The organism is Saccharibacillus sp. JS10, from assembly GCF_024436065.1.
Classification (GTDB): Bacteria; Bacillota; Bacilli; order Paenibacillales; family Paenibacillaceae; genus Saccharibacillus.
On the sequence record NZ_JANFNS010000005.1, the window covers coordinates 72,688 to 86,953 of the forward strand.

Genomic DNA, 14,266 nt, shown 5'->3' on the forward strand with positions numbered 1-14,266 from the left:
ATTATTCGCTTAGTCATCTGCTTAAAACTATAAACAATCCATTTGCTTTTAATGATTATTGCTTTTCACTTTTTCCGAAAAAAATATTCATTAATTCATGAGTATAATTAGGTTGGATTGAGATTAAATTCCCACCGGTAATTTTTGTTATATATGTTTGCGTAAAATTTTAACTTTACTCTTCTTTTAAAATGACTTTACCTTTCTCATCTTGAAGTTGAACATCTAGAACTTCTTGTGGAATCAAATTATAATCCATGTAAACCTTTTGATTTTGTCCTATTTGAATAACAGAAATTTTTCCACCTTTATAACGAACTATGACTCTTTTAATATCTTTATTGTTAAGATATCCATAGATCATTTGATAAGATTGTTTTCTTTTATTTTGATTTGGCAACATTGCCTCACCTGAAAATTTAATAATGCTAGCAGGTTGATCTTCAAAATTTTTGTAAACATTCATGCTCAATTTAAACCATTTGCTATCATTTTCCCAAGCAGAGGTAACGCCATAATATATGATATCGTGGTGGGAAAAAGTAAAACTTGAGAAGGTTATATCATCTTCTTTTACTCTTTCTTGAATTTTCAAACTATCTCTAATGGAAACAGAATATATATTATTTAATGATTGTGCTATCATTTCCTCTAAAGAAGCCGTTCCTTCTATTGGCTCTCGAACGCTAACGCTTTTAGGTGTAAGAGTTATATTTTCGTTAGAGGATGTAGCAGCAACTGAAGAATCATTTTCTTGCACACATGCAGTCAAAAGAAGAAAAAAAACTAAAATATAGGTGGTAATTTTTCCTTTCAATTCTCTCATCCCTTTCCAATTACAAATAATAATTATAACAGGGCTAGCTTGAAGGAAACAAGCTAACCCTGTTTTGGTTTTAAATCAATTTGTTACTCCTACAAAATTAGCAATAAATCCTGTACCATCTACTTCTTGAATTGCATACTGACTAAACAACTGACCAGCAGCAAACTCTGTCCCTAAAGCTTGAGCATCCGCTTTGAATTTAGCTTTACTTTCAAAACGTGCTTGTGTGTAACCTTGTAAAACTTGATTTGGACCAAATACTACTTTTCCAGAGGTATTCGTAGAGTATGTGGATACTGGCGCTCTAGTTTCAGCAATAATTCCATTTCCACCTGCATCTCCGGTAGAACTCATGAAAGTTGTAGACCAGTGTTGTCGAGCAGTAGCATATCCATTATTTTTAATCTGAAATTTAAGTACATTTATTACCGTTGAATTCGAGGATCCTTGTGACCAACGCGATTCGTAACTTTTTGACTGTATTCCTGAGTAAAGCATTTCGATTAAGTTATAAGAAGAAGCATCTGACCAAGGACCTGCGATTCGAGGCGTCATGGAATAACCCGTTGATGAAGCCGTAATACTTTGTGTTGATAATGAATCATTAGACTCTAATTCAGCTGGATCGATAGGAGCTTCTCTTTCAAGCTTTTCTGTAGTCGTAAGCCGGCTACCGTTGGGATATTTAATAGTTATGGTCGAACCTTCTCCTGCGATAGAGCTTTTTGCAAGAAATTCTTTGTTTTGATTTTGTATTCGAATGGTATCTTGCTCACCCTGAGCCCTTGCTTTGTAATCATATACTAATGTTGTCTTCCAAACATCTGGGTTTAACTCAAATATGCCCTTTTTCATTTCTTCTGGATGGCTACGCACATATTCTTCGCTTAGAATTTTTGCTTTCGCATAATCAAATGTTAAATCAGATGCCTCAAACTGATTTACCAAGATATCAAGTTTAGCGTAGTATTCTGCATCTTGTGGGTTCATTCCATCTTCTAAATTTTGTTTCACAATTTGTTCTTTGTTTAAACCATCAGCGCGAACTGCATTTTTATAATCAATTGATTGGCTAAACAATTTAAGTTGCTGTTCAGTTGCGCTACTATCTTTGTTAGAGGCTGTAGCTTGCTGATCATATTGCACAGATAGTTTATTTTCTGTTGCTGCGGCTTGTGTGGAAAATGGAAGAGATAAACTAATAGCTCCTGCAACAAAAAACAATCCAAATTTTCTCATAAAAGAACCTCCCAAATATACTTTAGATATGAAATTAAGAATCTTAAATTGAAGTTTTTAAAATTTTTTTCTTTTTGTATGAATATGAATCTGTTAAAGATATCTAACTCATTACAAAATTCAATTAATTTTTTTTCCAAATAAAATTAAGTTATTATTATATTCTCCAGCGCCGGATCAAATATTCAACTTAGTAAAAATCTTAACACACAATTTTTTTAGTATCTACCAAATTAAGAAAATATGTATCTTTATAATTATATTTAACTAAAAAATGTGTGAAAATAGTATTATTTACCTATTTGTAGGCATTATGTATTGGAAGATAAATCTATATAAAAATAATCCCCTCTTTAATATTGATTAATGAATTTTGTAGTGGGAAATACATAATATTAAATTTAACGAATACTTTATTCTCATTAAATGCTTTATCTTTGATAACTAATATTCTTCCTCTTTTTTAATATAAATAATTTAGAAAATCAAAAAAAAGAATGGTTCAAAAATTACTTTAAGTGTGCTTACTCTCTTATCTAGAAGCAATGTTAGGTATAACGAAATAAAAATACCTCTTCACCAATTTTTTCAATTTAAGAATATTAATTATAAAGTAAGTTTTATGATTATGACGATAGAAAGTGTGCACTTTTGATTCTTATTTATATTGTTAAAATAATAATTAATAAATATGCTACCCTTCTGCTTTAATCAATTCATTCATTATTCTTAGAAGCATAAACGCATTTACAAAGTATTCATTTGTCACTACACTCGATCATACTAAAAAACAATGTTTCAATGAAGAAATTAAAGCTTTTAAATTAATGTCTTCTCACCTGTAGAATTTTGGATATGCCTCGTTCTTTTTTTGTTTTCGCAACCTTTTGACAACGGGTATCGTCTGGGAGGTATCTAAGAACATTAAAGGAGTGTGGATCACTATGAGAAATTCGTGGAATAAACGTCTGATTACGTTGCCGACGGCAGCTGTGATTTTGCTTTCGAGTTTTGCCGGAGGTTCGGCTTATGCGGCTTCTTCGTTTAGCGATTTGCAAAAAGTTCCGCAAGCGCAGCAAATTATCGCGCTTCAAGAAGCAGGTATTGTAAAAGGTGCAAAAGACGGTAAATTCAATCCGCAAAGCATCTTGACGAATGCACAAGCGATTCAATTAACCGTTGATACGTTTGGCTTGAATATCGATCATCTGAACTTTTTCAAAAAGCCGGAAGCTTCCGATTCGTTCCCAAAAGCGTCTAACGACGCTTGGTATTCCGATGCACTGGTCATCGCTGCGTACAGCAATTTGAACTTGCCTCGCGACCTTGATCCGAACGCACCGGCGACTCGTTCTTCGCTTGCGTCCTTGCTCATTCTTGCCGGACAACAACAAGGCGATTTGCCGGTGTTCCGTTTGATCCCGGTCAAAATCGCAGACGAATCTTCCATTCCCGATGGACGAAGCGGTCTGATGCAAGAAGCTCTAGCCTTCGATCTTTTGGAACTCGATGCCAAGCAAAATATTAACCCCAATGAGTCTTTAACCCGCGCACAAGCAGCGGAGATGGTCTACACCATCGCTCTTAAAGGACATATCCTCCAAAAATAAAGAAATCCATCAAAAAGAAGATGCCAACCAGCATCTTCTTTTTGATGATGTCGAGAAACCCCAACCTACCTAGAAGCGAGGAGACGGAGAGATGAATTTAGTGAAGGAATGAAATGTTCGCCTTTGAACTCGGGAAATTCCTTATAAAATTCCAATCCATTTTCCCGAATTCAACAAGCGACCGAAACAAATTCATCTCGCAGTCTCCTGGCTTCCCCCTCCACACGTAACTTTCTCCACACATAAAAAAGAAGATGCCTTTGGGCATCTTCTTTCAACAAAAGTTTATTTAAACTCAGTCGTCGTCACCATCATCTTCATAATCGTCATCGAAGTCTACATCGTAAGACAACACTTTGCCGGTGTTCGCATCGATTTCAATCTTGGCTTCGCCTTGAGTCGTTTGAACTTCGATTTCATAGATGAAACGCCCATGTTCTTTTTCCAAATCAATATCGGTCACCGTACCGCCACCGCTTTGTTTCAAAGCGATTTCCTCAGCTTGAGCCGATGTTACTTTTACCGAAGCCGCTGCGGCAGATTTCTTTTTATCGGACTTGCTTGAAGATTTTTTATCATCGTCTTGAACGACTTTCAGTACCGAACCGGTATTCGCATCGATCCATACATCTACGTCGGTTCCATTGGTACGATCAATATCGACTTCATAATATGTTTTGCCGTTTTTCGTTTCGAGATCCACATCATCTACCGTACCCGCTTGTGCTTTCAGAGCAATTTCTTTCGCACGCTCCGGGGAAATGATCGATGCTGTAGAAGAATTCGATGATTTCACGGCGCTAGGTGCGACATTTCCGGTTCCCGTACCACTTGCCAGTGCTGCCGTTCCTCCGAGTGTCAACGCTGCTGCAACCGCTCCGATCATGACTTTACGTTTTACCATATTGAATCTCCTCCTCATATTCGGTGTAAGTTATGCAAGGTATGCTTCCCTGCTGCACTATTAGATTAACCCCCTTGTCTGAGAAGGCAAAAAGAGCTTCATTAGAAATTGATGAGAAATCAGCTATCGTCGTCTCCATCCCATGTCGTGGATTGAACCGCTCCCGAGACCGCATTGACTTGAACTGAAGCTTCTCGATCATCTTCTAATTCGACTTCGACCAAATAATACGCTTGCCCATCGTCTTCAGTGCGAAAATCGGCATCAATGTCTTTGATCGGAGAACCTGCATTGGCAAGCGATCGTCTAGCAACTTCTTCGGCTTCTTTTTCATTCAGCAATCGTACCGGTTTATTGTCTTTCGGATCATCGGGTTCATCAGTTGGCTTTGAATCGGTAGGATTGGAAGACGGCGGTTTATTTGGCTTCGGAGCCGGAGCAAGTTCTGTTTCGGCTAACGTATCGCCGCTATAAGCATCCACCGTAAGCTGAAGCGTACGTCCTGCCGGATCGGTCAACACTGCCACATAAGTGGGCGTTTTGCCTTCTACTTCATTTTGTAACTCCAGTTGCTTCAATTCCCCGCCGTTTGTCTGCTGTTCGACTAATTTTTTGACTTCTTTATGTCCAAGCACTTCCGGTCGGGTCTGCTCTGTAGCTTCTAATCGTTGAATCGATTGTACATCTCCGCTTGACGCCGACAGCGCTACTGCGTATAAGCCGGTATCGGTACGTAGTCGCATTTCGTACTGATCATCGGTGGCACTTGCTGACTCAATCTTGCCGCTGTAGTGGGTGAGCAGCTTCTGCTGCGCTTGTTCCAAACTCAATGTCGGTTCTGCCGAACTCCACGGACTCCATAAGATGAGCGCGACGATCCCGACGATAACGGCAATTGTCGATAGCCATACTTTGCTTGAAAGGCGTCTCATAGGCGATTCTCCTTTCTTCCGATCGGGAATGTTAACGTTACGACTGTTCCTTCACCAAGCGTACTGTCCATTTTGATGCCTACATCCAATACTTCGGCAAGATCGCGAGCAAGAGATAGACCTAACCCGGAACCGCCCGTTTGGCGGGTACGCGAGGAATCGACGCGGTAAAAGCGATCAAAGACTTTTGGCAATTCTTCTGCTGGAATCCCGACGCCATAATCAATCACTTTTACGATCGCTTGAATCCCATTTCCGCTTAACACTTTCACTTCGATCTGATCTTCGCTGTATTTGCGTGCATTGTCCAGTAGGATAAATAGCATTTGACGGACTTTAGCACTGTCTGTCGTGACAATAACAGATGCGGGAGCATGAACGTCAACCTCTCGTCCGTAAGCACCAGAGAACGCCGTTACTGATTCGTTCACCGTCTTGGTCAGATTCACTTCGGATAAATCCAGACTATCTGCTTCGGGGCGGCGTGCAGATTGAAGTAGATTTTCAGTCAGCTCACGCATACGAATCGATTCCGACAAGATGGCGTCTACCGCTTCGTCAAACACTTCAGGACGTTCTTTGCCTCGGCGCCGCAGTAGATTCGCGTAACTCTCGATAATCGTCAGCGGTGTCTTTAGTTCATGCGAAGCATCGGATACAAATCGTTCTTGGCGCGCAAAGTTGCTTTCGAGAAGCGTAATCATTTCGTTAAACGTATTCTCCATCTCGGCAAGTTCATCGCCCGGCTTTTGCCCGCTTTCGATATGACGAAACTTGCCGCTTTGCCGAATCTCGCTCATCGTGCCGGTAAGCGCGGAGATCGGCTTCACGATTCGATTGGCAAGTACGCGGCTTGCCACGATCGCCGGAAGCAACGCTAACAAACAGACTAGCACCAAAACGGTTCGTAACACAGCCAAACGATCTTCCGTATCAGCAATACTGCGACTGATCTGTACGCTGCGAACTTCGCCGTCTGACCAAATAACAGGCACAGATACGCGGATATACCCTTCGTCTTTTACGTGCAGTCGTTCATTGGTTAAGGAAAAATGGTACACATACGCATCTGCAATAAACGCATCTCCTTCGCCATTGGTCACCGCAGACGAACTGCTTCCGTCCGGACGCACAATACGCAGCATCCCGTCTGCCGGAACGTAAGCTCGAAGCAAATCATCTGGTGCGATCTGAGCTGCTGAACCTGCTACTCGTTCCGCAATTAAAAAAGCTTCCGATTGAATCCGCTTCGTCTCGTCTTGAATCGACATTCGCTCGAACAATAGATAGACCGATACCCCGACCACTGCCAACAAAACAGCAAAAAGCACCGATGTATAGGAATAGATCTTGCTTTTGAGCCGCATGTTACGAAGACTCCTTCAGCACATACCCGACACCGCGAACGGTATGAATCAGATCAGGCAGACCGGCTTCGTCGATCTTTTTGCGTACGTAACGGATATAGACATCGACCACGTTCGTATCTCCAGCGTAATCGTAACCCCATACTTCGCGGATCATTTGTTCCCGACTTAACACTTGCCGCTGATTACGGAGTAAAAAGACGAGTAGATCGAATTCGCGCGGCGTCAGATCGATCCGTCGTTCTCCCCGGTACACTTCGCGTGTCTGTTCGTTCAGACGTAAATCGCTGATTGCGAGAAACTCTTGCTGCTCTTCTTGCTGAACTTCCCGTTTGGCGGATCGCGCTGCGCTGACTCGTAATGCCGAACGAATCCTCGCCAATAATTCTTCGATCTCAAAAGGCTTCGTCACGTAGTCGCTTGCACCCAAGTCGAGTCCCGATACTTTATCTTCTACCGAGTCTTTTGCTGTTAACAAAATCACAGGCGTTGACGGATCATTGACTCGAATACGGCGCAATACTTCAATGCCGCTAAGCCCCGGAAGCATGACATCCAGCAAGATCAGATCCCATTTTTGTTCCCGATATAATTCCAGACCTTCTGTGCCGGAACCGGCTCGACCTGTCTGATAACCTTCGTATCCCAATTCAATTTCTAGCAACCGGGCGATTTTTTCTTCATCTTCGATAATCAAAATCGTTCCGCTCATCGCCTTTCCTCCTTCGTCGAACTCTAAGCTCTTTCGATACTTCCCACATTCTAAGCGAAAGCCGTGCAGGAAGCCAGAATTACAAGACTTTACGATAGCTTCGTCTACAAAAAAAAGCACAGAACCGACAAAAACCGGCGCTGTACTTGTCTGCTAAATCTGATTTCTAAGTGTATAAAAACTCTTAAATTCGCATCGTGTCTGGACGAAAATGTTTGATTTCTTCGCGAATTTTTTTGACGTCCCAATTTTGTTCGGCAGCGCGTGCGCACAGTCCCGGAAATTCGGTATCTCCAGCGTTACGCAGTGCAATGATCTGTTCTACACGCAGACGCCGATCCGGTTCGCGTCCGGTCAACCGATAATATCGGAAATTTTCTTCGACACGTACAATTCGATCTTGCGTTTTGGTTGCATAGACGCGAATGCGTGTCAGTGCCAGCAGCAAAACAAACGGTAGTCCAAATAAGATCCAATCGACGAGCGAAGCTTCCCCTGCTCTCAGCTGCCCGACCAGATGTACGATTGACGCAATCCATACAATCAGAGCCAGCGGAAGTGCCAGAAAATGATATTGCCAGTCGAAGCGAATACTAAACTTTTTCGGTTGTTCCATTATAATTCCTCTTTTCTTCATACTTCTACAGTACATGGCGATCGTAAGCTATTTATCACAGACTACTATGTTCTATTACACCGCTGATTTGATTTGCAACCATTTCCCATTTGACGCTTGCTGCACTTTTTTATATGATAATGATTATCAATGAAAAAGGAGCTTGTCCATGCCTTCGAATATCCGCAAAAACCTGTATCTTTATGCTTCTGTTTGCGTATGTATCTCTTTACTTTTACTAACAGGTTGCGGCAGCGCAACTACAGCTTCTTCGGCAAGTCAACCTACGTCTGCCGCTGCTTCGGATACCGAAGCTACTACTCGCACCGTACAGCATCTAAAAGGAGAAACCAAAATCCCCGCTGACCCGCAAAAAATCGCTTCACTCGATTATCGCCTGACCGATTTCTTGCTGGCACTTGGGCTAAAACCTTCGGCTTCAGGCACCTATCCGGGTGGTGTGATGCCTCCTTACATCGAAGCTTCTAAATTACAAGACGTACAGCCGCTTGGAGACGAAGCCAATCTGGAAGCGATCTTGAATGCTTCGCCGGATGTCATTTTGGGTCGCAAAACGCATGCTGATCTGTATGATCAATTAACCGCGATTGCACCGACAATCATTTCGGATTCGCCTTCGAAAGATTGGAAAAAAGAACTTCTTTCTTACGGCACTATGTTCGGTCGTGAGCAACAAGCGGAAGACTGGCTGAGCAACTACGAAGCCGAGTTAACCGAGGCGAAAAGCAAAATCGCAGCTTCGATTCCAGAAGGTTCGACGTTTTTGTACCTACGCATTTTGCCTAAAGAAGTTCGTGTACACGGACCTAACCAAGCCTTATCCGATGTGCTTTACCGTGATTTGGGTCTGACTCCGGCTAAAGGCGTGAAGCAGCTTGACGATGTCGTACCGATCTCGCTCGAAGTGTTGCCCGATTACGATCCCGATTATATTTTCGTCGAAGTCGGTGCTCCAAATATCGATGGCGATCAAGACGCGGAAAAAAACCGGAGCCAAGTACAGCAGACCTCGATCTGGAAAAACCTAAAAGCAGTCAAAGCCGGTCATGTGTACGAGATGCCGCAATGGATCATTAGCGAAGCTCCTTATATCAAAGAAAAGTCGGTTCAATTGGTCGAAGAAGCTTTAACACAGCCTGCAAAACAATAAAAGGATAAGCAATGCAGTTAAAGAGCGGCGTAGTTCCAGTCCGCTCTTTTTTCAATGAAAAGCTTTACCCTTCGATTCGGATTTGGCTTATCGTCTTGCTGACTGGTACGTCCACGCTTAAAATAAAAAGAATGAGATCGCTTCGGCAATCTTGATTTCATGTAAAGGTGGAGATTGAATATGCCGATAGGTCCTCTGGTCAATGCGCTCGCCGTTCTGCTTGGCGGTGTGTTAGGCGCTCTGCTCGGGAACCGAATTCCTGAACGACTGCGTATCAATCTGCCGATGACGTTCGGTGCAGCTTCGATGGGGATGGGCATTGCATTAATCGTTAAAGTTCATGCGTTCCCGCCTGTCGTGTTGGCACTGCTACTTGGTAGCATAATCGGCGAGTTGGTCCGTCTGGAAAAAGGAATCGAATGGATGGCGAGCAAAGTACGTGGCCCTGTAGATCGCTTTTTTTCTGTCCAATCGACAGGACCTGATCCCGATACGTTTATCCAACAATTTGTTGGTATCCTCGTGTTATTTTGTGCCAGCGGAACCGGAATATTCGGCGCATTAAACGAAGGGATGACCGGAGATTCGACCGTGTTGTTAACGAAGTCTTTGCTCGATTTTTGCACGGCGATGATTTTTGCGACTTCGCTTGGGTATATTGTTCCTACGATTGCTTTGCCGCAAGCTGTGATTTTATTGTCTTTGTTTTTCGGCGCAGGATTGATTTTGCCGCTGACCACACCGGAAATGATTGCCGATTTTTCGGCTGTAGGCGGAATTATTATGTTGATGACCGGTCTTCGAATTTGCGGGATTAAAGCTTTCCCCGTCGCGAATATGTTACCTGCGTTACTATTCGTCATGCCGCTCTCCCATCTATGGACGATATGGCTTGGCTAACTTCGAAAGGAGATTTGTATGCCTACACGCACACTAGCAATCAGCGATATTCATGGTGAATTGGATCTGCTGGAACAGTTACTTGCGAAAAGTCATTACGATGCGGCTACCGATCAATTGGTGCTACTTGGCGATTATATTGATCGGGGTCCAAAATCGATGCAGACGCTGGAGTACGTCATGAAACTTCATGCGGAAGGCGCAATCGTCCTCAAAGGCAACCATGAAGATCTGATGCTGCGCGCTCTGGATGGCGGTAGCGAAGAAGATTGGACGCGTTGGATCGTACGAAACGGAGGGTACACTACCCTTCAAAGTTACGGCTTTACAAAGCAGCAACTTCGGATCGAGACCGGCGAAGCTTTTCGACAACCGAAGCTGGATTCGGAAGTGCTGGACCGTCATCTGAAATTCGTTCGAAGTCTGCGTCATTATTACGAGACTGAAGAGTTTATCTGCGTCCATGCCGGGATTCCGCCAGGCAAAACGCCTGAGCAATCCGATCCTTTTGAGCTGCTCTGGATTCGCGAAGAATTCCACCGTGGGTATCACGGAAGCAAAAAAGTCATTTTCGGTCATACGCCAACGCGGGGTCTGCACAATGATGAAGATAACGATAACCTCTACTATGGCGACAATAGGATCATCGGCATTGATGGCGGCGCGGTATTTGGCGGCCAGCTGAATGCACTCGTTATCGAAAGCGGAGAAACATTCGCTGTGAAAAACGAGAAATCGATTTTGGACTAAAAAAAGCCTGCTACGTCGCATCTTTATGCGATATAGCGGGCTTTTGCATGTTGACTAATCAAAGGTCTAACATCGGTTAAAATTCACGCGGAGATGTAGGCTCTACATCCGGTGGATTCATAGGTTCAATCTCCGGCGGGCTTGTAGGCTGGATATCCGGCGGATCGACCGGCTGAATCTCGGGTTGCCGAACCGGTTCTACGCCCGGAGGTTCTTGCGGCTCGATCTCTGGCGACTTTGGACGTACGCCCGGCAAATCGTCAGGTTCGAACTCCGGTGGAGACTTGGGCTGTACACCAGGTGGATCAGATGGGATAATCTCCGGTTGCTGCTCCGGCTGAATATCTGGCGGAGTATTAGGCGTGACTTCCGGCGGTTGCTCCGGTTGTGTTTCTGATCCTGGAGCATCCGAAACTCGGATCATATAATAATCGTTTTGATCGCCAAGATGTTGTCTCATGATGAAGCGCCTCCTCTAAAGCGAAATGGCGTTCTTAAATCTGCGACTTCAAAATAACGGGAACAACATGTATTACCCTTTTTGCGTAGACGGGAAGCTTTTTACGATTTTTTTCACCATTCGTGCCATACGTCATTTCCGTCCACTTGCACAATCGACTTTTTTTGCGTTTTTCCATTATTGAAGCTCATCGTTCTTAATTCGTAACCTGGAGCATCAAGCGGAAGCATTTTTTTCCACTTCGATACCGGCAAAGTAGGTTTACCCGGACGCGTCATGTTGACGAGCACAAGGTCTTTATGCAGCAAATTCAGGCATTCTCCGAGCGTCATTGCTGAAGAATCGGCAAGACTTGAGAAAGATTCTGGATGTAAATTCATGAAGAAACTCCTTCCAATGTTCTAACTTAAGATTTAAGAATACCGCGTGTACGAACTTCTTTTAGCCAACTCGGAAACTCGTTCAGCAATCGGTCATACAACTCGGCATCGCTGACTTTATCCAAATCGTCCAAAGCGAAAAAGTCGGCGTTATCGACGATTCTGCCTTTTAGATCATCTAATTGTTCCAGCACCCCGTAATTGGCATTACCCAATCCGACGAACTGCCAAAAGATCGGTTTATCCGCGTGTTTGATCAGCAGTTTGGAAATCTTTTTCTTTTCGTAAATGCCGCCGTCGCTAAAAAAGACAATATACGTTGGAGTGAGATCGTCGGGATCTTCTTGCGTATATTTTTTGATGATATCTTCCATGACGACAGGTTCGTTGTTCCCAAACCCCAGCTTGCTTTTCATACTCGGGCCTTTGTACGTTTTTTTGACATAATCTTCGTAATCCCGCTCGCTAACGCTAGGCGCACGCATCATTTTCGTTGCGAAAAACCAGACATCCAAAATTCCGTCGTCGTCCATTTGCGCGGATACCGCAAGGATTCGTTCGAAAGCGCTTTGCACGGTTCCTCTTTTATACAAATGACTCATTGAACCCGAAGCATCGAATACCACGGCGACGCGCGCTTTTTCGTGGGCAATTTTCTTTTTCTCCAACGAAATCGCGACTTGACGCTTGAGCAGATCGATTTTGCCCAGTGGAACCGAAGGTTCCGGGCTTTTTGCAGCAGGTTCAGGCGTCGGCGAAGGTGAAGATGCCGGAACAGATGGCGTAGTCGCCTGAATCGGCGCCGAAGACTGCGGAGAATCTTGGACTTCGTCTTCGATCTCAACGCCGTGCGCTTCGGCGAGCGGCTTAAGACCTCCGTTAAATCCTCTACCGACTGCGCGTAATTTCCAACCGGAAGTATGACGATACAATTCTATAAAAACAAGCGAACGCTCCTGCGTCGCTTCTGTGATTTCATACACGATTTGACCCGAAGCGCTGTCCGCTACCACTCGGCATCCTGTCACATCGGCAAATGTTCCGGTTCCGTCTAAAGTCGCGGAAAATACGCATTTAGCGATTGGCGACGATTCTAACTCGTTCACTTGAATGATAAACACGACATGGTGGTCGTCGATTCGTTCATAACGCACATGCCCGTTCGGGCTTGCGTCTTGATTGTAAAAAATAAAATAATCGTCCGAAGGGACTTTGCCATTGTCGCCGACCATAAAACAGCTAACGTCCAAATCTGCCGGTGCGCTGCTCCATTCTACATGCACTTTAAGTTCTGACGTTTGTCCAATCGGTGCATTAGCGCCTGTCGTTAAATGGTTTTGCGATGTCGTCATAAGGTTTCCTCCCAAAATGGATAGAATGCCGGATGAATCTGAACACCTTGCGCGCCTAGTATACCATTTTGATCCATCTTTTGCGAAAATGCAGGAACGTCTATTCCCTTTTTGAAACCGTTTGGTTTGCCTCTCTACGCGGTTAAATAACGATGAAAGCAGTAGCGAAGGAGGAAGCAAAATGTGGAGTGCCTTGATGTGGGGCGGAATTTCCGCTTCGGCAGTCGTGCTAGGCGCATTGGCGGCTTTATTTTTGCGTATTGGCAAACGAACGATCGGCTGGATTATGGCATTCGGCGTCGGGACTTTGATCGGCGCGGCGGCATTTGAATTGCTCGGCGATGCCCTTGAAGACGGCGGACTGCTTGCAACAGGAATCGGCTTCACTGCCGGGGCACTGGTGTATACCGTGTTCGATGTGATCGTATCGCGGCGCGGCGGATCGAATCGCAAACGTTCGGGTAGCGACGATTCCGGTTCCAAAGCAGCCGGCGAAGCGGATCAGAGCGGGCTAGGTATTTTCGCGGGAACCGTAATGGACGCGATTCCCGAATCGATCATGCTTGGCGCAAGCCTGTTGGCAGGTAAAGGGATCAGTATTGTATTGCTCGTCTCGATTTTTGTCAGCAATATCCCGGAAGGTCTATCGAGTACAGTCGGGCTTCAAAAAAACGGCTACTCTCGCCAAAAAATCTTTGTGATGTGGGCAGCCGTGTTGGTCGTATCGGCACTCGCTTCGATGGGCGGTTATTTGTTCCTCGAACAGCTATCACCGGAATTTAAAGCGGCAATCGGTGCTTTTGCAGGTGGCGGGATTATCGCGATGTTATGCTCTACGATGATGCCGGAAGCTTTCGAAGAAGGCGGCCCGATGGTTGGATTTATCGCTTCTATGGGATTGCTCACGGCTATACTGCTAGATACCTTTTCGTAAAAAAAAGCAACGCAAACACCGACGCAATGTGCTCACATTGATCGACGGTGCTGCGTTGCTTTTTTTATTTACAATGCCTGATGTCCGTGATAAAGTGGTGTACATGATCTGGA

The 14,266-nt window shown here is 44.2% G+C and carries 15 protein-coding genes; 5 read left to right on the plus strand and 10 right to left on the minus strand.

From position 1 onward, the window contains the following. Positions 1-175: 175 nt before the first annotated feature. Together NOM90_RS15280 and NOM90_RS15285 are read right to left on the minus strand one after the other, a co-directional pair. Positions 176-817, minus strand: a complete 642-nt coding sequence (locus tag NOM90_RS15280) for a peptidylprolyl isomerase PrsA family protein (protein ID WP_255943166.1) — start codon at positions 815-817, stop codon at positions 176-178. 84 nt (positions 818-901) lie between these two features. Continuing rightward, on the minus strand, positions 902-2,065 hold the full coding sequence (locus NOM90_RS15285) for a hypothetical protein (protein ID WP_255943167.1): 1,164 nt from the start codon (positions 2,063-2,065) through the stop codon (positions 902-904). A gap of 944 nt (positions 2,066-3,009) precedes the next feature. Here NOM90_RS15285 and NOM90_RS15290 point away from each other — a divergent pair. Continuing rightward, complete coding sequence (locus NOM90_RS15290) at positions 3,010-3,675, plus strand: S-layer homology domain-containing protein (protein ID WP_255943168.1); 666 nt, start codon at positions 3,010-3,012, stop codon at positions 3,673-3,675. 295 nt (positions 3,676-3,970) lie between these two features. Here NOM90_RS15290 and NOM90_RS15295 read toward each other — a convergent pair whose 3' ends face one another. The 5 genes from NOM90_RS15295 to NOM90_RS15315 all read right to left on the minus strand — a co-directional run bounded on the left by NOM90_RS15295 (position 3,971) and on the right by NOM90_RS15315 (position 8,206). Beyond that, positions 3,971-4,579 (minus strand): PepSY domain-containing protein, encoded by a 609-nt coding sequence (locus NOM90_RS15295; protein WP_255943169.1) that lies wholly within the window; start codon positions 4,577-4,579, stop codon positions 3,971-3,973. 119 nt (positions 4,580-4,698) lie between these two features. Continuing rightward, a complete protein-coding gene (locus NOM90_RS15300) occupies positions 4,699-5,511 on the minus strand; it encodes a PepSY domain-containing protein (RefSeq protein WP_255943170.1) in 813 nt (270 codons plus the stop codon). Beyond that, complete coding sequence (locus tag NOM90_RS15305; protein WP_255943171.1) at positions 5,508-6,878, minus strand: sensor histidine kinase; 1,371 nt, start codon at positions 6,876-6,878, stop codon at positions 5,508-5,510. Before NOM90_RS15305 ends, NOM90_RS15300 begins: the two co-directional genes overlap by 4 nt. Before the next feature lies 1 nt (position 6,879). After that, the gene (locus tag NOM90_RS15310; protein WP_255943172.1) at positions 6,880-7,590 is read right to left on the minus strand and encodes a response regulator transcription factor; all 711 of its coding nucleotides are present in this window, start codon (positions 7,588-7,590) and stop codon (positions 6,880-6,882) included. A gap of 184 nt (positions 7,591-7,774) precedes the next feature. Then, the gene (locus NOM90_RS15315; RefSeq protein ID WP_255943173.1) at positions 7,775-8,206 is read right to left on the minus strand and encodes a DUF6526 family protein; all 432 of its coding nucleotides are present in this window, start codon (positions 8,204-8,206) and stop codon (positions 7,775-7,777) included. 169 nt (positions 8,207-8,375) lie between these two features. Between NOM90_RS15315 and NOM90_RS15320 the strand changes: the two genes are divergently transcribed. From NOM90_RS15320 to NOM90_RS15330, 3 genes are all read left to right on the plus strand, one after another. After that, entirely contained in the window at positions 8,376-9,377 is a 1,002-nt protein-coding gene (locus NOM90_RS15320) for an ABC transporter substrate-binding protein (protein ID WP_255943174.1), read from the plus strand. A 180-nt stretch (positions 9,378-9,557) separates the two neighbouring features. Beyond that, positions 9,558-10,277, plus strand: coding sequence for a DUF554 domain-containing protein (locus NOM90_RS15325; RefSeq protein ID WP_255943175.1), 720 nt, complete (start codon positions 9,558-9,560; stop codon positions 10,275-10,277). Positions 10,278-10,295: 18 nt separating this feature from the next. Further along, positions 10,296-11,027, plus strand: coding sequence for a metallophosphoesterase family protein (locus NOM90_RS15330; RefSeq protein ID WP_255943176.1), 732 nt, complete (start codon positions 10,296-10,298; stop codon positions 11,025-11,027). A 76-nt stretch (positions 11,028-11,103) separates the two neighbouring features. Here the strand turns inward: NOM90_RS15330 and NOM90_RS15335 are convergent, their stop codons facing one another. The 3 genes from NOM90_RS15335 to NOM90_RS15345 form a co-directional block, all read right to left on the minus strand. After that, the gene (locus tag NOM90_RS15335) at positions 11,104-11,487 is read right to left on the minus strand and encodes a hypothetical protein (RefSeq protein WP_255943177.1); all 384 of its coding nucleotides are present in this window, start codon (positions 11,485-11,487) and stop codon (positions 11,104-11,106) included. A 113-nt stretch (positions 11,488-11,600) separates the two neighbouring features. After that, on the minus strand, positions 11,601-11,867 hold the full coding sequence (locus tag NOM90_RS15340; RefSeq protein WP_255943186.1) for a hypothetical protein: 267 nt from the start codon (positions 11,865-11,867) through the stop codon (positions 11,601-11,603). 26 nt (positions 11,868-11,893) lie between these two features. Then, positions 11,894-13,219, minus strand: a complete 1,326-nt coding sequence (locus NOM90_RS15345; RefSeq protein WP_255943188.1) for a VWA domain-containing protein — start codon at positions 13,217-13,219, stop codon at positions 11,894-11,896. A 181-nt stretch (positions 13,220-13,400) separates the two neighbouring features. On the opposite strand from NOM90_RS15345, the gene NOM90_RS15350 reads away from it, so the two are divergent. After that, the gene (locus NOM90_RS15350; protein WP_255943190.1) at positions 13,401-14,153 is read left to right on the plus strand and encodes a ZIP family metal transporter; all 753 of its coding nucleotides are present in this window, start codon (positions 13,401-13,403) and stop codon (positions 14,151-14,153) included. Positions 14,154-14,266 lie beyond the last annotated feature (113 nt).

Excerpts from the sequence above, each read along its gene's own strand:
- NOM90_RS15345 (WP_255943188.1), bottom strand. The coding sequence starts at position 13,219 with ATGACGACATCGCAAAACCATTTAACGACAGGCGCTAATGCACCGATT.
- NOM90_RS15330 (WP_255943176.1), top strand. The coding sequence starts at position 10,296 with ATGCCTACACGCACACTAGCAATCAGCGATATTCATGGTGAATTGGAT.
- NOM90_RS15295 (WP_255943169.1), bottom strand. The coding sequence starts at position 4,579 with ATGGTAAAACGTAAAGTCATGATCGGAGCGGTTGCAGCAGCGTTGACA.
- NOM90_RS15350 (WP_255943190.1), top strand. The coding sequence starts at position 13,401 with ATGTGGAGTGCCTTGATGTGGGGCGGAATTTCCGCTTCGGCAGTCGTG.
- NOM90_RS15340 (WP_255943186.1), bottom strand. The coding sequence starts at position 11,867 with ATGAATTTACATCCAGAATCTTTCTCAAGTCTTGCCGATTCTTCAGCA.
- NOM90_RS15305 (WP_255943171.1), bottom strand. The coding sequence starts at position 6,878 with ATGCGGCTCAAAAGCAAGATCTATTCCTATACATCGGTGCTTTTTGCT.
- NOM90_RS15320 (WP_255943174.1), top strand. The coding sequence starts at position 8,376 with ATGCCTTCGAATATCCGCAAAAACCTGTATCTTTATGCTTCTGTTTGC.
- NOM90_RS15310 (WP_255943172.1), bottom strand. The coding sequence starts at position 7,590 with ATGAGCGGAACGATTTTGATTATCGAAGATGAAGAAAAAATCGCCCGG.
- NOM90_RS15285 (WP_255943167.1), bottom strand. The coding sequence starts at position 2,065 with ATGAGAAAATTTGGATTGTTTTTTGTTGCAGGAGCTATTAGTTTATCT.
- NOM90_RS15315 (WP_255943173.1), bottom strand. The coding sequence starts at position 8,206 with ATGGAACAACCGAAAAAGTTTAGTATTCGCTTCGACTGGCAATATCAT.
- NOM90_RS15290 (WP_255943168.1), top strand. The coding sequence starts at position 3,010 with ATGAGAAATTCGTGGAATAAACGTCTGATTACGTTGCCGACGGCAGCT.
- NOM90_RS15325 (WP_255943175.1), top strand. The coding sequence starts at position 9,558 with ATGCCGATAGGTCCTCTGGTCAATGCGCTCGCCGTTCTGCTTGGCGGT.
- NOM90_RS15300 (WP_255943170.1), bottom strand. The coding sequence starts at position 5,511 with ATGAGACGCCTTTCAAGCAAAGTATGGCTATCGACAATTGCCGTTATC.
- NOM90_RS15335 (WP_255943177.1), bottom strand. The coding sequence starts at position 11,487 with ATGAGACAACATCTTGGCGATCAAAACGATTATTATATGATCCGAGTT.